The sequence below is a fragment of the Bacillus sp. WC2507 genome, assembly GCF_052656125.1.
Genome location: NZ_JBQXPN010000001.1, coordinates 2,432,023 through 2,450,125 on the forward strand (window position 1 = coordinate 2,432,023; position 18,103 = coordinate 2,450,125).

Annotated in this window: 21 protein-coding genes and 1 pseudogene; 17 read left to right on the forward strand and 5 right to left on the reverse strand. The window is 34.8% G+C overall.

The genetic code is table 11. The annotated features are described in order from the left end of the window. Nucleotides 1–451 precede the first annotated feature (451 nt). Nucleotides 452–1,111, forward strand: a complete 660-nt coding sequence (locus ACUN28_RS12930) for a serine/threonine protein kinase (protein WP_033660097.1) — start codon at nucleotides 452–454, stop codon at nucleotides 1,109–1,111. Between the two features lie 175 nt (nucleotides 1,112–1,286). On the opposite strand, the gene ACUN28_RS12935 is transcribed toward ACUN28_RS12930, so the two are convergent. The 3 genes from ACUN28_RS12935 to ACUN28_RS12945 all read right to left on the reverse strand — a co-directional run bounded on the left by ACUN28_RS12935 (nucleotide 1,287) and on the right by ACUN28_RS12945 (nucleotide 4,278). Further along, nucleotides 1,287–2,546, reverse strand: coding sequence for a serine hydrolase domain-containing protein (locus ACUN28_RS12935; RefSeq protein ID WP_016087074.1), 1,260 nt, complete (start codon nucleotides 2,544–2,546; stop codon nucleotides 1,287–1,289). 100 nt (nucleotides 2,547–2,646) lie between these two features. Beyond that, nucleotides 2,647–3,846, reverse strand: coding sequence for an MFS transporter (locus tag ACUN28_RS12940; protein ID WP_016087075.1), 1,200 nt, complete (start codon nucleotides 3,844–3,846; stop codon nucleotides 2,647–2,649). 15 nt (nucleotides 3,847–3,861) lie between these two features. Beyond that, on the reverse strand, nucleotides 3,862–4,278 hold the full coding sequence (locus ACUN28_RS12945; protein ID WP_016087076.1) for a MarR family winged helix-turn-helix transcriptional regulator: 417 nt from the start codon (nucleotides 4,276–4,278) through the stop codon (nucleotides 3,862–3,864). 174 nt (nucleotides 4,279–4,452) lie between these two features. Between ACUN28_RS12945 and phaZ the strand changes: the two genes are divergently transcribed. From phaZ to ACUN28_RS12965, 4 genes are all read left to right on the forward strand, one after another. Then, complete coding sequence (phaZ, locus tag ACUN28_RS12950) at nucleotides 4,453–5,370, forward strand: intracellular short-chain-length polyhydroxyalkanoate depolymerase (RefSeq protein WP_116329296.1); 918 nt, start codon at nucleotides 4,453–4,455, stop codon at nucleotides 5,368–5,370. A gap of 60 nt (nucleotides 5,371–5,430) precedes the next feature. After that, nucleotides 5,431–5,664, forward strand: coding sequence for a hypothetical protein (locus tag ACUN28_RS12955; RefSeq protein ID WP_016087078.1), 234 nt, complete (start codon nucleotides 5,431–5,433; stop codon nucleotides 5,662–5,664). 119 nt (nucleotides 5,665–5,783) lie between these two features. Further along, nucleotides 5,784–6,980: an MFS transporter gene (locus ACUN28_RS12960; protein WP_016087079.1), complete on the forward strand. Its 1,197-nt coding sequence runs from the start codon at nucleotides 5,784–5,786 to the stop codon at nucleotides 6,978–6,980. Next, nucleotides 6,964–7,164, forward strand: coding sequence for an NETI motif-containing protein (locus ACUN28_RS12965; RefSeq protein ID WP_000166302.1), 201 nt, complete (start codon nucleotides 6,964–6,966; stop codon nucleotides 7,162–7,164). Before ACUN28_RS12960 ends, ACUN28_RS12965 begins: the two co-directional genes overlap by 17 nt. 101 nt (nucleotides 7,165–7,265) lie before the next feature. Here ACUN28_RS12965 and ACUN28_RS12970 read toward each other — a convergent pair whose 3' ends face one another. After that, nucleotides 7,266–7,676: a DUF4279 domain-containing protein gene (locus tag ACUN28_RS12970; RefSeq protein WP_016087080.1), complete on the reverse strand. Its 411-nt coding sequence runs from the start codon at nucleotides 7,674–7,676 to the stop codon at nucleotides 7,266–7,268. 364 nt (nucleotides 7,677–8,040) lie between these two features. On the opposite strand from ACUN28_RS12970, the gene ACUN28_RS12975 reads away from it, so the two are divergent. Next, nucleotides 8,041–8,499: a VOC family protein gene (locus ACUN28_RS12975; protein WP_016087081.1), complete on the forward strand. Its 459-nt coding sequence runs from the start codon at nucleotides 8,041–8,043 to the stop codon at nucleotides 8,497–8,499. Nucleotides 8,500–8,630: 131 nt separating this feature from the next. Here the strand turns inward: ACUN28_RS12975 and ACUN28_RS12980 are convergent, their stop codons facing one another. After that, the gene (locus tag ACUN28_RS12980; RefSeq protein WP_016087082.1) at nucleotides 8,631–9,713 is read right to left on the reverse strand and encodes an S-layer homology domain-containing protein; all 1,083 of its coding nucleotides are present in this window, start codon (nucleotides 9,711–9,713) and stop codon (nucleotides 8,631–8,633) included. 366 nt (nucleotides 9,714–10,079) lie between these two features. Between ACUN28_RS12980 and ACUN28_RS12985 the strand changes: the two genes are divergently transcribed. The 11 genes and pseudogenes from ACUN28_RS12985 (at nucleotide 10,080) to ACUN28_RS13035 (ending at nucleotide 18,096) form a co-directional block, all read left to right on the forward strand. Then, nucleotides 10,080–10,502, forward strand: a complete 423-nt coding sequence (locus ACUN28_RS12985; protein WP_016087083.1) for a hypothetical protein — start codon at nucleotides 10,080–10,082, stop codon at nucleotides 10,500–10,502. A 26-nt stretch (nucleotides 10,503–10,528) separates the two neighbouring features. After that, complete coding sequence (locus tag ACUN28_RS12990; protein WP_016087084.1) at nucleotides 10,529–10,834, forward strand: WXG100 family type VII secretion target; 306 nt, start codon at nucleotides 10,529–10,531, stop codon at nucleotides 10,832–10,834. Nucleotides 10,835–10,856: 22 nt separating this feature from the next. After that, on the forward strand, nucleotides 10,857–11,576 hold the full coding sequence (locus ACUN28_RS12995) for a DUF5081 family protein (protein ID WP_016087085.1): 720 nt from the start codon (nucleotides 10,857–10,859) through the stop codon (nucleotides 11,574–11,576). Then, nucleotides 11,576–11,902 (forward strand): hypothetical protein, encoded by a 327-nt coding sequence (locus ACUN28_RS13000; protein WP_016087086.1) that lies wholly within the window; start codon nucleotides 11,576–11,578, stop codon nucleotides 11,900–11,902. The genes ACUN28_RS12995 and ACUN28_RS13000 overlap by 1 nt, the downstream gene beginning before the upstream one ends. Nucleotides 11,903–11,934: 32 nt before the next feature. Then, on the forward strand, nucleotides 11,935–13,803 hold the full coding sequence (locus ACUN28_RS13005) for a hypothetical protein (RefSeq protein WP_016087087.1): 1,869 nt from the start codon (nucleotides 11,935–11,937) through the stop codon (nucleotides 13,801–13,803). Between the two features lie 17 nt (nucleotides 13,804–13,820). Then, nucleotides 13,821–14,795 (forward strand): hypothetical protein, encoded by a 975-nt coding sequence (locus ACUN28_RS13010; protein ID WP_016087088.1) that lies wholly within the window; start codon nucleotides 13,821–13,823, stop codon nucleotides 14,793–14,795. Nucleotides 14,796–14,811: 16 nt separating this feature from the next. Then, nucleotides 14,812–15,267, forward strand: a complete 456-nt coding sequence (locus ACUN28_RS13015) for a hypothetical protein (RefSeq protein ID WP_001113307.1) — start codon at nucleotides 14,812–14,814, stop codon at nucleotides 15,265–15,267. Between the two features lie 634 nt (nucleotides 15,268–15,901). Next, entirely contained in the window at nucleotides 15,902–16,627 is a 726-nt protein-coding gene (locus ACUN28_RS13020; RefSeq protein ID WP_080117916.1) for an AHH domain-containing protein, read from the forward strand. Continuing rightward, on the forward strand, nucleotides 16,627–17,112 hold the full coding sequence (locus tag ACUN28_RS13025) for a hypothetical protein (protein ID WP_016087090.1): 486 nt from the start codon (nucleotides 16,627–16,629) through the stop codon (nucleotides 17,110–17,112). Before ACUN28_RS13020 ends, ACUN28_RS13025 begins: the two co-directional genes overlap by 1 nt. 218 nt (nucleotides 17,113–17,330) lie before the next feature. Further along, nucleotides 17,331–17,553 (forward strand): annotated as a pseudogene (locus tag ACUN28_RS13030) (DNA/RNA non-specific endonuclease); the annotation flags it as partial. A 39-nt stretch (nucleotides 17,554–17,592) separates the two neighbouring features. Continuing rightward, nucleotides 17,593–18,096: a hypothetical protein gene (locus tag ACUN28_RS13035; protein WP_229195334.1), complete on the forward strand. Its 504-nt coding sequence runs from the start codon at nucleotides 17,593–17,595 to the stop codon at nucleotides 18,094–18,096. Nucleotides 18,097–18,103: the final 7 nt, after the last annotated feature.

Below are 18,103 nucleotides of genomic sequence, written 5' to 3' on the forward strand. Positions count from 1 at the left end.
ATGTCTAGGTAGATTGATAGTTTATATTGAAATGTTATTTCATTTTGAACTGAAATTGAAAATGATGCTCTATATATAAGGGGAAGAGATGGGAATAGACGAATATGTTTAGGCGTGTTTTAAAATGACTGACCTCCTTTTCTTCATTGAACAACCTGTATAAGTTGTATATTATTAATAAATGTAATTTGTACACTTTTCGTAACGGTATTTGCTAAGTTTTTGTATTATATAATTATGTGAAGTTAACATAACTTATTGTATCAATAGTATATATTTGCCTAGAATATCCATTTTAAGATTTTGAAGTACGCTCCTAAATGAAAATGTATTTCTCTAAAGTTAGTTACTTAGTGAAGTCTGCTCGTTTTTTTCGTATTAGGGAAGAATGTACTTTTTAACTTGATGGGCATGGGGTGGGACCCCTTGTAGCAAAACCGGAGTGGAAATGATGAGTATAAATATTTTTGTGAGATTGATAAAAGATGAATTATTAAAAGAGGTAAGCATAAGAAGTGAGGATGAATTTGAGCCTGTAGTAGTTAAAGATATTCCTAGACTTTGGAAGTGTTTAGGTACAGGTAATTACGCCGCAGTATTTATGCACAAAGAATACAAAGATTGGGTAGTGAAAGTCTACGCGCGAGAAGGAGAAGGAATTGAAAAAGAGTCAGAAGTATACCGAAGAATCGGAAATCATCCTTCTTATTCGAAGCTTATATATAAAGGAGAAAATTTCATAGTATTAAAACGTTTAAAAGAAATTACCTTATACGATGCTATTCATAAGGGGATTAAAATTCCTAAGCAGGTAATCCTTGATATCAATGGAGCTATAGAGTATGCAAGGAAGCAAGGACTAACTCCTTGTGATGTTCACGGGAAAAATGTGATGATGGAAAACGGAAGGGGATATGTAGTCGATGTATCTGATTTCCTAAAAACAAAAGAAGATAGTAAGTGGAGAGACCTGGAAAAGGCATATTTTGCCTTTTACTTGCCTTTCATTTATAAATTTCCTTTTCCTGTTAAAATACCGTATTTTATGTTAAACATTGTTAGACGTTCGTATAGAACATATAAGAAGCTTAAAAAGAAATTCAAATTGTAAAAGGATCACATACTTATCTTTAGGTTAGATAAGTGAACCACTAGTGTTTTCAAATGTATAAAATATTATCACGATAATTAGGGTTTAGGCGTGGCTCAAATAGTAATTCTTTCGGCAACTCCTACTAACCAAGTGCTAATTGGAATGGAATTTGTGTAAATAAAAAAAGCTTCCACTACTGTGGAAGCTTCTCTAAATGATGTGCAATATCGATATACATATTTGAGTAAACTGAATGTATTTCATTACTTGGCGTAGCGTTAGAAGAGAAGTGAACAATGACCATATTTGCTTTCGGATCGATGTAAAGTGTCTGTCCATAACTACCTAACACTTCGAAAGCACCTTGTTCATTGTGCGGAATCCACCATTGATTATGATAAGAAATGGAAGCTCCAGGGCCAACTGCAAGTTCACCTTCTTGGACATTTTTTATATCTTCAGTAATAGAAGAAGGGAGAATTTGTTTTCCGTTATATTCCCCGTTGTTTAATAGTAATTGCCCGAATCTAGCCATATCTCTAGCAGTTGCATTTAAGCCAGCGCTTGCTTGCTCTATCTTCGTTTCATCTGTAACATAATACGCGTTTTCTTCCATACCAATTTGAGACCATATTTGTTCGCTAACATTTTCAGCTAATGATTTACCAGTGATCGTTCGAATCACCCAAGCGAGTGTTTCCGCTGATCCGTTATCGTAAGAAAAATCGGAACCAGGCGGTGCAGTTTCTTCTGCTTCTCGTAACATATCATAAATTTTCATCGGACCGTCGTAGTTTTTACCGCGTGATAAAATATTGCTAGCTAAATATAGTTGTGCATCTTGATTTTCTAACGCTGGATGTTCATATCCATGAGTAGGGTATTCTACAGAAACTTGCATATCCATTAATTGCTGAAGTGTGGCATTACCGAACGGTGTATTTTTTAATTCTTTTATATATGTGTTAGCTGTTTTTTCTAAGTCAATACGGTTTTCTTCAGCGAGAGATTGTATCATTGCTCCGGTAAAGACCTTTGCTAATGACGCCATGCCATGAGGTTCACTCTCGTTATATCCATTGAAATATCGTTCATAAACAAGTTGTCCATTATGTACAACAACAAAAGCATCCGTTTTGTTATCGTCCAAAAGTTTTTTTAGAGGAGTTGTATTTCCAAACATACGCTCCACGGCAAAATCATCTAAGTTTTGCAACGCGGTAGAGAAGTGGGAAACTTGATCCGGGTTATGATTTACCTCGTTAATTAAAGTGAATTCTTTCATATGTGTATACGACCAACGTAAGTATGGATCATCTAACCAATTTTTCTTCGTCACGTTATGTTTTGATGGGGTTGTTTTATTATGTTTGAAGTATGTAAAACCGAGCCCTGTAATTACAAAAATGAATGTGATTATGAGTAAGAGTAGGGGAGATTTTTTAAATTTCATAGAGGTCCCTCCTTTTTATTTCTATTATAAGTATACGCTTCTATTAAAAGAAATACAAAATAAGGAAAGTAAACGGGGAAGTTTACTTTCCTTATTCCTGTTAAGCGGAAACTTTTCCGTCTGTATGTTGTTTCTTGAATTTTTGTTTTCGTCCATGTAATCCATAATAGAGAAGTAAAGTGAACGCAACGATAATAGCTGCGATGAAATACATATTATGGTAACTTGATTTCGCTGCGACGATACCTAAAATGAAAGAACCAAATCCAATACCACTATCAAAGAATGAGAAGTACGTAGCTGTTGCAGAACCACGTCGATGATTTGGAGCGGCAGAAATTGCAATCGTTTGGAAGCTAGGAATTAATGTCCCGTAGCCTAAACCGATTAGCATACCTGCGCCAAGGAACCAAAATGAAGTTTGTGCTTGGCTTAAAATAAACATCCCAATGGTGAAAATAATGATAGCAGGGTAAACAAGTACATTTTCACCAAAGCGATCAAAAATCTTTCCTGTAAATGGACGAGAAATTACAACAACAAGTGCGTATACAATAAAGAAGTAACTAGCAACTTCTCCTAAACCGATCTCTTTCGCATAAATAGGAATAAAGGATAAAATGCCACTATAAGAAAAGGCTAAAACAAATCCTGTCAGAGCGATCGGAATAGAGGATGGTTCAATTAAGTCCTTCCATTTCATTTTTTCTCGTTTTTGTTTCTTCACTGGTGCTTCATGCGGAATATTTACAAGTAGTCCTAATAAAAATGCAAGCAATGAAAATACGGAACAAACGATAAATAGTACAGTAAATGAAAAATGAGAGATAATTGTTAAACCTAAAAAAGGACCGATTACCATCGGCAGACTCATGAATACGCCGAAATAGGCAAGTGCTTCGCCGCGTCTATGAGCTGGCGCAACATCTGTGACAATCGTACCAGTTGCTGTCGTTGCCATACCGAACCCAATACCATGTAAGAAGCGAAGGGCAAGTAATAAAAATAAACTTTGCGCACCGAAATACATAACAGTAGCAGCTAAAAATAATGAAAGTGAAATAAATAATATTTTCTTTCTTCCTAAATCATCGAGCCATTTACCTGTAAATGGTCTACATAAAACAGATGAAATAAGAAAAACAGTTGCAACTAAACCAATTTCCTCAGGTTTTCCTTTTAGGTTGTCTATAACGTAGACGGGCAGAGTAGTCATAAGCATGTAAAATGTTAAGAAGAGAAATAGACTACTAAAACAAGTTCCGAGGAAATCCTTCGTCCAAAGTTTTTCACTTTGCATCGTCATCCCTCCAATTTAATCTAAATTTTTAATGATTTGTTGTAACACTTGAAATGCTTGATGTAACTCATCTTCGTTAATACCATCTAGCGTTTTTTCTTCGAAAGTATCAACTTCTTCTTGCCATACAGGTATCATCTTTAATGCTGTATCAGACAATGAAATAAGCTTTTCACGGCGATCTTTTCCTTCTGTACGAATAATCCAGCCCATCGTTTCCATACGTGTTAACGTGCGAGTCATCGTTGGTGATTCAACATTTAAATACTGGCATAATTCTGTTTGCGTACAAGAACCGGTTTGATTAATGCGGAAAATAACAGCCCATTGCGCACTAAATAACCCAGTTGGAGATACGCGTTCATTAAATTTCTTTGTGAATTTTCGAGAAGTTTGGCTGACAATGTGAAAAAAATGTTGTTTTTCGTCCATGTATTTTGATCCTTTCAAATTAGTTACCTAGCTAACTATATACTTTTTTATTATAATTGTCTAGTAATAGACATGTTGATTCATGTAAAAATTTTGTATAGGTTTTATATTGAGAACATACATTCTGTATGTTATTCTTTAAGTAAGTAAAGAATTTTCTTTCTATTAAAAAGAATGGGGGAACTTGTGATGATTAAGCCTGCAACAATGGAGTTTGTTTCACTATCGAACGGAGAAACGATTGCGTATCAGGAAGTTGGAAGGCAAAATACAGAAATTCTTGTACTCATTCACGGGAACATGACATCGTCACAACACTGGGATTTAGTTATTGAAAAGCTACAAGATCAATACCATATTTACGCTCTTGATTTAAGAGGGTTTGGACAATCAACATATAATAAGTCGATAGATTCAATACAAGACTTTGCAGAAGATCTAAAACTAGTTATTGATCAATTAAAATTAGAGAAATTTTCATTAATGGGCTGGTCAATGGGCGGTGGTGTTGCGATGCAATTTACAGCGAATCATCCAACGTTTGTTGAAAAGTTAATTTTAGTAGAATCAGTGGGCATGAAAGGATATCCGATTTTTAAAAAGGATATAAACGGGCAACCAATCGTATCAAGCTTAGTAAAGACGAAAGAAGAAATCGCGCAAGACCCCGTACAAATTGCTCCAGTACTAGATGCGATAAAAAACATGAATAAATTATATTACCGTACAGTATGGAATTTATTAATATATACACATAATCAACCTGAACCGGATCGTTATGAAAAGTATTTAGACGATATGTTAACGCAGCGTAATTTCGTAGATGTGAATTATGCGCTCATTACATTTAATATTTCGGATGAACATAACGGGGTTGTAGAGGGAAATAAACAAATTCATCGTATTAAAGCTCCGACACTCGTCATACAAGGTGACAGAGATTATGTCGTACCGCAAGTAGTCGGTGAGGAATTAGCAAAATATTTGCCAAATGCAGAGTTAAAAGTGTTAGAAGATTGCGGTCATTCGCCGTTTATTGATTGTTTAGATGTGTTTATAAAGCATGTAGAGGATTGGTTAGAACAGAAATAATCCCCGAAATGAAACGTATTGCATATACTATAACATTGTAGGTAAAAGGGGAGATTATCAATGCATCATCCGTTCTTAATTGCGCATTCGCCATATAATCATCACTTATATACAAAAATAATGATAGCTCCGCTGTATATGCAAGTTTCACCAGCTGTAGTTCCTTTACAACTGCAATATCCGCAGCCACCAATCGCTAGTGCACAGCAATACGCGTATGAAACTGCTTTTTATAAACATCCGTATTTCAAGCAATTCCATAACAATGTGAAAGCACAAGTTTGGGAAGGTTAAGAAGCTGAAAGGTTCATTCTTTTGGCTTCTTTTTTATTATGAATATTCGTACACGCATTTGAAGAAACAGTTTATAATGAAAAGTGGAAAGCGTGAGAAGGAGGGGGAGAGGGAAAGGAATGTCGATGCGTTTTACTTTTTGGATTATGGTTGGAATTGTAGCAATCTCGGGTTTGTCACAAGGGATGCTCTTACCTGCCATTGCAATGATTTTTGAACAAGAAGGGGTTAGTTCAAGTATTAACGGTATTCATGCGACGGCATTATATATTGGGATATTAGTTATTTCACCGTTTCTTGAAAAACCGATGCAAAAGTTTGGAATGAAGCCAATTATCGTCATTGGTGGGTTTCTCGTTATTATTTCATTATTCTTTTTTACACAAACATTTTCGTTTTTGGTATGGTTTATCCTTAGATTTCTAGTTGGAGTCGGAGATCATATGCTTCATGTCGGAACACAAACGTGGATCACGACAACATCGGACCCAAGTAAAATAGGTAGACAAGTATCGATATACGGTGTATTCTTCGGAATCGGTTTTGCTGTTGGTCCGTATTTAGCGAGCACTGTTCAATACGGCCTTGCGACGCCGTTTATGATATCTACGATACTTTGTTTAATAGGATGGCTTTTACTATTACCAACGAAAAATGCATTCCCAGCACAAGATGAAAGAGAAGTGAAAAGTGAATCATCATTTTCTCGTTATAAACAAGTTGTTGGATTAGGATGGATTGCACTGCTGGGACCACTTGCATATGGCGTACTGGAAGCAATGTTAAACAGTAACTTACCAGTATACGCGCTTCGAAAAGGATGGTCTGTTTCAGAAGTATCCTTCTTATTACCAGCGTTTGCAGTTGGGGGCATCATTACACAAATTCCGCTCGGTATATTAAGTGATAAATACGGAAGAGACCGTATATTAACATGGACGTTTAGCATAAGTACGGGTATTTTCTTGCTTGCAGCCGTATTTGATCAATATTACTGGATCGTCTTTGCTTGCATGTTGTTAGCTGGTATGGTCATTGGATCGTGCTTCTCTTTAGGGCTTGGATTTATGACTGATTTATTACCGAGACACTTACTACCAGCGGGTAATATATTATCTGGAATCGCCTTTAGTTTAGGAAGTATTATGGGGCCTGTATTAGGAGGCTTATTTATAGAAAAAATACAGTATACAAGCTTTTTCATTGCGGTTATGATTATAATAGGAACTCTCGCAATGGTATATATGATCTACATGAAGAATCAATTCGCATCAAGAAAAATAGAAAGTAGGTTAGGGCATGACAAAACAACCTAATAAAAAGAAATTTGAAGTACTTGAAAATGAAACAATTACAGACTGCTTAGCACGTATGGAACAAGAAGGATACGCACCGTCTCGTCGTATGGAAGAGCCAATCTTTCATGAAGTGAAGAAAGATGGCAAAACAGAAGTTGAACCGTGCGGTAGAAAAATTGTCTTTGAGGGGAAATTGAAGTAATACGCTATATAAAAAGAATTTGCTTTTGGGTACAAGCAAGATAAAACATATAGTCACATAAAAAAACGCTGTTGATTTCAATATCAATAGCGTTTTTGTTTTTAGTGAATATATAGATCAAAATGAATTTCTGCTTGAATAAAACTAGCAAAATCAATAATCTCTTTTTGTAAATACATTGCAGGTGATTCGTTATTCTCCACTTGAATTACTACCATAAAAAGAAACTGTAAACCATACTTCTTCTTGAGATGTTTTAATTGCTCTGTTTTTCCTTCAAGAGATTGTAGAATAACATGTAACTGATTATTTATATCGTATGATTCTTGATAGCCAGTGCTTAAAGTCCAATCCGTCTCTTTTCTATATAGGGTTTTGGTGGATACAAGATTCGGATTATCACGTCTTGCAACAACATCATCTTTTTTATAAGTTCTTGTAGGCTCGATACGTAGGGCATTGGTAATTGCTTCAACAGGAAATACATCACCCGTTGCACTAAAATAAGCCATAACTTTGGTTTTATCCAGAATGGTTCCTCCTCTTATTAGTAAGATGTTAATCTTATTACATTATAAAAATTTATGAATGTAAATAGAATTTTTACCCTGCTATTTGTGGGCAGTAAAGCTTCTAATGGGAGGAAAGAAGGTGAGAGTCAATTTTCCATAAAAGCATGGTTAGTGTGGGGGAATAAAACCTCACTAGTTTCATTGTATTGAACTCCAGCGTTGGGGTATTCGTTAAAGCTGGATACCTATACATTTGAAGGAAAGAACAATGATACAAAAGTAGGATGCTTAAAAATATAAATATTTGTATGATAAAAACAAAATATATTTTAAAAATCAGAATGTAGAGGAGGGAAAATATAATATGATACAAAGCATATACGAAACCCATTTATATGTAAGAAATTTAGAAAAGGCAATAGATTTCTATCAAAATAAGTTAGGCTTAACATTAGCAAAAAGACTATCGAAAAGACGAGTTGCATTCTTTTGGGTAGGAGAAAATAAAGAGCAAATGCTCGGATTATGGGAAGTACATACGAATGAAGAATTTGAGACGAAACACTTCGCTTTTCGTGTAGATTTAGCGTTTTTAAAGATTTCTAAATTATGGTTAGAGAAACGTGGAATAGAGGTAGTAGGGAGTCAGGGGAAAGGGAATGAAGAGCCGATTGTTCAAAGGTGGATGCCAGCTGCAAGCGTATATTTTCTAGACTGTGATGGGAATAAATTAGAGTTTATTTCTATGTTATATGATGATCCAGATGAATTAGAGTGTGCAACGTATTTAAGTGAATGGGAAGCGGAGTACCAAGAAAAATAAATTTTAATCAGTAGGAGTTTTATAGCTTTGGATTTTGTTAAATAGATAGGGAAAAATAAAATCCCTCAAGAAAAGACATGTTCTTGAAGGATTTTTTTATGCTTTATATATTTTGTATTGCTTGTAACGTATTAATGGTGTTCACTTTTAGATATTTCAGCGCGTTGAATATAACCATCAGAGAAGCTGAAATAAAGAGAATAGCTTCCTCGATTATATATGAAGCCTTCACTAGTCATATCCTCTCCGATTCCATCTGGTTCACCAAACCACTCTTTTAATTCGTTTATAGAGATATCCATTTTCACCCATATATATCTAGCGTCCGAAGGGTACATGTCAATATTATAATCTCCGTATACCGCTGTATTAGGTGCATCACATTCTGTACATGGTGCTTTTTTCAAAACATCAGGCACTCCATATTCTTTTTTTACGTCAGATAGATCTTTACCCAATGAATTTAATTTAAATGGACCAAACGTCCCATTCTCTAAAGCTGTTGTTAACATTTGTTTCATTTCTTCTTTTGTATTGATGTTGAAATTATAATCTCTGTTTTTTGCTATTGCATTATAGAAGAATTGTGCATACTCCTCACGTTTTACAAGCGTGTTGCCATTGTAATTACCTGCCTCATCACCGTAGGATATTCGGTTACTACGTAGCGTATTTACAAATTTATAAGCCCAATGATCTTGAGGTACATCTTTAAAGTTATTTTGTCCTTTTGATTGTAATTGAAATGCTTTTTGTAATACTACTGCCATTTCATACCGAGTTAATGCATCATCTGGACGAAAAGCACCTGTTCCATCACCTGTCATAATTCCGGCCTGTACAATCGCTTTAATATCCTTTTCAAACATATGATTTTTAATATCGTTAAACATATTGCTCTGTTCATTGTTTGCTGTTAAACCTAAATGACGAGCGATTAAAGAAGTTACCTGGCCTCTAGTAATATGATCCCCAAAACCAAATTTTCCGTTTCCATATCCGTTAAAAAGTCCTGCTGACGCTAAGTAATCAATAGCATCTTTTGACCAGTGATCCTTTGGTACATCTGTAAATACAGTGTTCGCATTGCCAGCTACTTTATAGTTATTCGTAGTTGTTTGTGCGTTTGCTGTGCCTACCATCATTGTAGTTGTTAGTGCTGTGGTGATTAAGAATCCCACAATTTTTTTAGCTTTGCTTGTTTTCTTGCCCATTTGCGAAAGCCTCCCCAGTTTAATTTAACTTTATTAAATATACGTATTACACATATACATTTAATACAATTAAATGTATACATCGCAATTATAACATGTTAATGATGATCATTTGTCATTGATTTCCTTAATGTGGATAAAATTTCAATAATCTATATGAAACTATAATTTTTAGATGACAAATATTCATTGCTGTTTAATTGAAGAAAAATGCGAAAGCTTTTTATAAAATATGGAAATGTTAAAATCCCTTTGATAAAATAGCAATATGCAAAAATAATTATTTATAAATTCTTAATGTAATGAATATTCATGTTTAAATATACGAATTTAACTACATAGTTATTGTGCTAAAGGGGGAGAAAGATGTTAGATGAATTGTACAATGCCTTTTTGAATGCGTCTGGTTTTACAGAAAGTGCGAGGAAACGAGATCGATATGATGATTTACATGATTATTTAAAAGATCAAGAAAGAGAGTTGAAGCAATTCATTCAAGAGGCTGAATCAGCGAAGAGAGATTATGAGAGTAAAAGTAATGGCTTAGAAGCTAATAAAATTCCGGCAGTTGAATTTGAACAAAAACGTCATGAAAAGGATGAAGAATTAAATACATTAGTATCCTATTTTAAAAGTGCATTAAGCGATGTTGGATCTGCAAAAAGTACAGCTTATGCAAAGTATTTGGAATATAAAGCGAAAGCAGAAGCGGAGAAAGCGTCAGCATACGCTGCAGCGACCAAGGCTTTTGAAGAAAAGAAAAAGGAAATTGAAAAACTTATCCATTAAGTATAGAAAGAATGGAGGGAATCCACATGAGTGGCAAAGAGGTTGAAATTATAGGAAGTAACACAGCAAGTGCCATTTCTTACGCGCAAAATATTGAAAATGGTATGAAGGATTCTTTAAATCAAGCGAAAAACTTAAAAGCATACGTTACATGTGCGAACTGGAATGGAAAAACGAGAGATGCCTTTTTAAGTTATCTAGATTTAATTATTCAATATAATTCAGAAATGGTAGAGGCATTTGAAGGACATACGAAAGCTTTGAAAGAGTTAGAGAAAAGTATTCAAACGTACGGCGATATATCGGAAGTAAGGGCGATAAAACAATTGTGATGGAGAAATGAGGGATAAAAGAATGGGGAAAGAAATGAACTTTGCACCTGCTGAATTATATGTTCTCGCAGGTGCAGCTGGGGTTACCGATATATTTGGATTGCCAAACCGTGACGCAATTATTTTACTTGATGAAGAATGTGTCACGAAAGCAACTACGAGTTTAAAAGAAAAAGGCTTACTTACAAGTGAAAATGGAATTACCCCTGCAGCTTTTCAAATAATTGAGCTATTAAAGGAATATGAAAATTGTCATGAATACACGAGAATGAATAATGTATTAATTGGCTTTTTAAAAGAGGATAAAGACCGAGTGGCTGTATTAACAGAAATAGAACCAAATAAAAAATACGAAATCGACTACATACCAAAGCCAGACGTATATTTTTCCTTATTAACACGCATCCCTTTCTTATTGAGAGAACCGAGGGAAATAGAAGATACATTTTTCTCAAAGAGAATGACAGAAGAAGAACAACAAACATTTGAGGAAAAAGATTTATCAAATAAAGATGTTATAGCGATAGAAACGTATAAGAGGCCTCGTAGTAATAGAGGAGGAAAATGGGAATGTTTCTTATATTTCACTGAAGGAGAAGATTACGTTCAAATAGATGTAGAACGTAATCGATATGACTGGGTGAGCCTCTATGCGGTGAATAAGAAATTGTATGACGTGTTAAAAATGCCGTATAAAAAATTAATTGACCCGAGACAATTTTCGTTAGGAGGTATTGAATAATGCAAGTATCAATGGGAGACGGTGGTTCTGGTGGTGGAGAAGAAGTATTAGTTAATTTTCAAGAACTACTTGATATAGTAATGAAATTAGAAGATATATATAAAATCCATGTAGACGTCATTGGAACGAATATTGAGAGTTTATTAAGCAGTGATTTTTATCAAAAAGGTGAAGCGATGAGAGTAATTGAAAAATATCCTGATATATTACACAAAACACTTGAATTTGCTGAACACTATTCTAGGTCGGCGAGACTTGTAAGGGTCGCATGTGTAGAAATGCTTGAAAAGGACGAACAATTACGTGAAAGATTAAGTAAGTTGTAGAAATCACCATACGGCTGGGGGATGAAAACGAAATGGATGTGAAATATAGACCTGAACCATGGCAAAACATGGGGGATGGTATGAATCGAATTACAAAAGATGCACTCATAAAATTACAGCGCGCAAATGAATTATTGAAAAAAATTGATGGAAGAATACGAGATTTAGACTCAGATGGCAGTATACATTTTAACCCAAAAGATCAATCGCAAAAAATCGGGGAATTACTTGATAGCTATTCGACATTACAAAGGTATTGCGGAGAAGCAGGGCGATTGGTCTCTGAACATATAGATAAACCTTTTTTAGTAGAAATGGATAAATTCGCTCAAAAAATGAGAGATACATCTATTCTTAGCTTCGAAACAAATAACCGAATTGGCTCTACAACAACGACAGTATTACCAGATGCGCACGCAGGGTACGGAAGTGTACCACAAACAATAAAAACAAAAAAAGATAAAATAACAATAGAAGATATTTTTAGAGATTCACCTGCATTTGATAACGTACTGAGAGCGGAGTACAAAGAACTAAAAAAACAAAACCCAGATGCAAAACTAAATTATGAAGAATATAAGAAAGTAGTCCCATCCACACGAGGATTTGAATACAAATCGATAGAAGATGAACAGAAAAAACTAGAAATGGTGCGAGACATAGGAATAGGCGTAGGGATCATCATCACAACAATCCTTTGCCCACCACTTGGGACTGCTGCCGCAGTTGTATATGGCGCTGTACAAATAAAAAGTGGTATTGACGGAGAAGACTGGGGAACACACAGGAAATTGAGCCAAGAAGAACGGACAGGAAACTTCATTTTTGGCGGATTAGATGCAATCCCAGTTGTAGGGCTATTAGGAAAAGGAGTAAAAGCATTCAAAGGCACGAGTGAATTAGCAGATTTAGCGAAATTATTAAAATTCAAAGAAGGAATGCCTGGTTTTAATCCAAATTTGGGTGGAAATGTGGTACAATCGCTTAAGGAAAATAATCTATTAAAAAATTTAAAAATACAAGGCTGGAAAACCGTAGATAAGATTAATGATGCGGACTACTTCATTAAAGGTCTAGTAGCAAAAGGTGTGGACTCCGTATCCCCATTCGTTAAAGGTGTAGAAATACTGCCAGATGGAAGTGTCGTTAGATCTGGAACGAACTATAGCGGGAAATTCCAAGAAGCCCATGATGCCTCAAAGGCGAGTATTCAGAGTAGGATCTCGAATTTGGAGAGTGGTGGGGTTAAGGGTACGGGTAAAGTTGGTTATGGCAGTAACATTTCAGACAATATCTCAAAAGAAATTAAAGAGTTAGATAAAGAAATAAATAGATTGAAAATAGAGGGAAATGACAAAGAAGTCAAAAGATTAACGCGAGAAAAAAATAAATTGGCCAACAAGTTGGATACGAAAGATGTTATTAGTGATCATTATGACTTGAAGGTTGCAAAGGAGTATGAAAGAAAAATCGATAATTCTAAATATTTTTCTCATGATAAAGGTGATTTTGGGGAAGAAGTGACAAAAATCGTAGCTAGAGACAGTGATTTAGGTAAAGATGTTTCCGATCTGTTCCAAGTGGGGAGAAATGGTATAGATGCAGCATTCCTATCGAAAGGGCCGCCGCCAAAGTTAACTATTATTGAATCAAAGGCATCAGATTCCGCTAGTTTTAGTTACTCGAATAAACAGAAAAAGGGCGGAGATAAGTATTTCCAAGGCATGGTTAACAGCAAAGATCCTAGGTATGACAGTTTTAAAGGTAACTTAGAGGAACTGATGGAGGAGAATCCTGGTCTAAAATTCGATTTTATTAGAGTTGAAACAGATATCAAGATCACTGATATTGGATTCGGCGTTGATGAGTTACAGGTAAAGGAATGGAAGGAAATAGATTAATTCATAGGGAGGATACAATGATAAACGAAAAAAAGTTAGAAATGGCTTTTAAAAAATATAGCAAAAATTTTGTGGATGGAATCAAATTTGAAGATGTGAAAGATAAATATAATGTCAGTAGAAGAAAGATTGAGAAAATCGTTGAGCAAAATGAAACAGAGAAAGATCACATACTATTAATAAATCTAAGCAAAATTTCCTCATATCACTTGTCATTATGGAAAAACGATGTATTGATCAGCGGTGGAAACAATGCAGAAGGATTAAAGAACATGCAGAAGGTTTTATTTTACCAGTGCATGGGACAGGATCTCTATACAAGCAGGTATCCAGGAATGATCTTGGGATATACGTTTAGAGAAGTCGTCCTCACATTAGTTCATTTTGCAATGTATGGATGGGAGAAAGAAGAAAATATATTATATGATTTTATGACTCATCACTTCGGTGAACATTTAATAGATGCCAATGAAGAGGATAGACATATTTGGTTTTTGCTAGAGCTGTACTTGCAGTATAGAAATAAAACCATCATGGGAACGAATAAAAAATTGCATCTAGCTGTGAAAAATAAGTTTAAGGAAGCTGAACTGCGATGCGGCTCAATCCCTGAAGACCTGAATATTTATGATGAAGTGCTGGAACGTTGGTCGACTGGTGATTTAGAAGAAATAGAACATCTAATTTCGATAATGTCACAGTATCATTCTGCATTAGCTTCTGAAATCGGACAGCTAGGTGAATTTGGCGATTTCGGATACGGATTTTATCCTTTTGAAATCTTATTCTTGATCCATGTAAGGAAACAACTAGGGTTGCCAGTACCTACTCAATTCGATAATTTTCTGATGAATACTCCAGAAGCAAAAATGGTATTTAGAGAACGTGAGCCATACCCTGAGTGGGATCCCGTGCTTCAGATGATCGATCAATTTTATCGTAAAAACTACCCAGAATATATTCCTAACAAGCATGGAGAATTATTTCAATAAAAGGGAGGAAGCTAAGATGCCTGATCAAGGGATAGCGCAGATTATATTTCCTGATAGCAAGGATTTGGAAACATTTTTGAAGGAACAAGGAGGTTATGACTTACATGAAGACCTATTAAAATATGGATTGACAACGAAACAGTTTTTATACGTTGACTATAAAGGTGAGCAATACCAAGAAATTGTCAATTTTATTCTTGATTACGAATTTGCCCACCAAATTGAATTAGCAACACAAGAAGAACTTGAGAGATTAGAAGCATTTAATTATGAATTTTTACCCGATAAGATCAAGATGGCCAACAAAATACTGTCACCAAAGGGATATGGTCTGTTTTTATATCCAAATTCGGGCGACTTTTACGCATTATTCATTGGGAAAATAGAGAATATAACAAAAATCCTGCAAGAAGAGGTGTTGCTTGATGATAGAATTCCTTTTCAAGAAAGGTGTATCAAATATTATAGATAGACCTAAGGATTGTATGCCTTCACCCTTGAATCCGATCAAGATTTTCTTATAAGTTAATATCAAGATTGCATAACCATCTAGAATGTGCTATTTTTGGCCACGTACAATTTTAATAACACCATGTGTTACTACAAATGCATTTAAACTTTTCACCTCCTGAATTCGAAATAATAAAAATGTTTTGGATTTGGGAGGGTTGATAATAGAAAAATAAATTGAGAAATGTGCCTATTTTATTGGTTACTTGGACGCTGACAAAGGTACATGCTTAGTAAAGGAATTCAATGGCAACGTTAGGAGAACGTAGTGGCTATTGAATTTTTTATTTTTACAACTGTATTAGAAAGAAAAGCGTGAGAATTAGGCGAGATGATATTTTATTGAAAAGACATGGAAAGGACACAATAATAATGAACTCGTAAGTATTAATGTATTACTTGTTACCATATAAAAAGGTGTCATAATACTGTTACTACAAAATTTACAAATTTAATGCTACTTAAAACAGATGAATTTAAAGCACTTGATTGTCTACGAAAGGCAACGAGTGCCTTTTTAATAGATAGACATGCTATAGATTTTTAGAAATTATTTTTTATGAATTCAGGCTAACAAAAATTACTAGTATTATATAATTGAAAGTACATTAGCAAAAGGTGTAGAAATACTGCCAGATGGAAGTGTCGTTAGATCTGGAACGAACTATAGCGGGAAATTCCAAGAAGCCCATGATGCCTCAAAGGCGAGTATTCAGAGTAGGATCTCGAATTTGGAGAGTGGTGGGGTTAAGGGTACGGGTGAAGTTAATAGGCTTATTCCCGGTACTCCCGGAAAGGTGACAGGAGGAAGTTCTACAAAACTGGGGGAAAATATGTTTGAAGAAATGGGTTTGCCTAAAACTACAAAACGAACTCCTTATGAAGCGCAACATATTACTCCTAAGGAATTTAGACGTCATCCTGTATTACAAAAAATAGGCATGGACATGGACGATGCCTCAAATGGATTTTTTCTTCGAGTTCCAGATGCTGATGTTAGTGTAACTTCTAGACATAAAGGATATCACGCAGTTTATAGTAATTTTGTGAGGGGAAAATTGGATGAAATAGATATTAGGCAAGATATATCTATAATAGAAAAACAAGTTTTTGAATTGCAACAAAAGTTAAGACTACTTCAAGAAAAGGGATTACCACTATACATGAAGGGTAATTATCTTGAAAAAGAACTTAAAAGGATTAAAGAAATTGGATTGGAACAATACAAAATAGAAAGAATGGACAAAGAGGTTGCGCCCCCTGTATGGAAAAGAGGAGGAGGGGCAACAGTTGACCTTTGGGAAAGGTGGTATAATAAGTAATGAACTATGGTGAATTTAATAATTTAGTTGAAGAGGTAATTCAGTTCTCGAAAAAATTCCAGAGCGAACTTACTAATAATATTTCCAATGAGATTGTTATTATTAATGATATAAAAAAAGCAGAGCATTTAGCTTATGATGAGATTTTTGGCGAGGATGAGTATAATTGGAAAGATATCAGAGAATTGGAAATGAGTGAAGTTTGGGGTATTTATTACGCAATGCCAGAAAATGAAAAGCCTAAAGGATTGGAAGAATTATTAGAAATTATTGATGATAATGTGAGAAAAAGCTCATTTAAATATAGTATATTTTATAACGATGTTGTAGCTGACCTTACTAATTGTGCCATCAATAGAGCGATAAACGGAAAGAGTAGTTCCTTTGTTGAAGAATTGTTTGAGATATATCAACTCGGTGCTTTTCCTTGCGGTTGGGATGGGGATTATCCAGAAGGAAAAATTGTTGCGTTTAAATTGGATTAATGAAATTTGTCAAGACATACAGGGTACCATACTGTAATTATCAAATGATTGTACGTATAAGCCTAAAGTGACTAACGACTTATAAACTTAGAAAACACTTGAACTTAAAGCACTTGATTGTCTATTTGAGGCAACAAGTGCTTTTTTAATTGAAAGGTATTATAAATTTATAGAAATTATTTTTATGAATTAAAGCTAACAGAAATTACTAGTATTATATAATTGAAAATACATTAGCAAAAGGTGTAGACTCCGTATCCCCATTCGTTAAAGGTGTAGAAATACTGCCAGATGGAAGTGTTGCTAAATCTGGAACGAACTTATAGCGGGAAATTCCAAGAAGCCCATGATGCCTCAAAGGCGAGTATTCAGAGTAGGATCTCGAATTTGGAGAGTGGTGGGGTTAAGGATACGGGTGAAAGCTTACATAAAATAGAGCTGGGAAATAAAGATTTAGAAAACTTACGTAAGAAGTGGAATGTGCCAGGAACACATACTATCGCAGTAGGAGAAACAGATGTAAAAGGAATGGAAGGTATTAGATTTGAAGGTGGATCACCAAAGGTCAGAAAAGAAGCTGGCCTACCAAGTTTGGATGAAATGTATCCAAATCGTGAAATTAAAGCGCCTTATAGTAGGGAAAGAAGAGGTCATGCCCAGTTCATGGATTATGCAGAAGAAGGTGTAATAGCTGAATTTGAAGATGCTGTAAAAAAAGCAGGTCTTAAACCAGAAGGTGTGAAGGGGACACTATACATGCATCAATCTAATCCAAATGGAATTTGTAATAAATGTACAAAGGGTTTGTTTGACTCTGTTCCAGATGATAAAAGAGGAATATTTAAGAAATTGACGGAAATGTATCCAAATTTAAAAATTAAAGTATCAACTGAAATAGATCCAAGCTTACAATACCCAAGAGATACATTATCTTTTGAGGTAATAAATGGATTGATAGAAAGTGTGGTTAAAATAAGAAAATAAGTGGGGA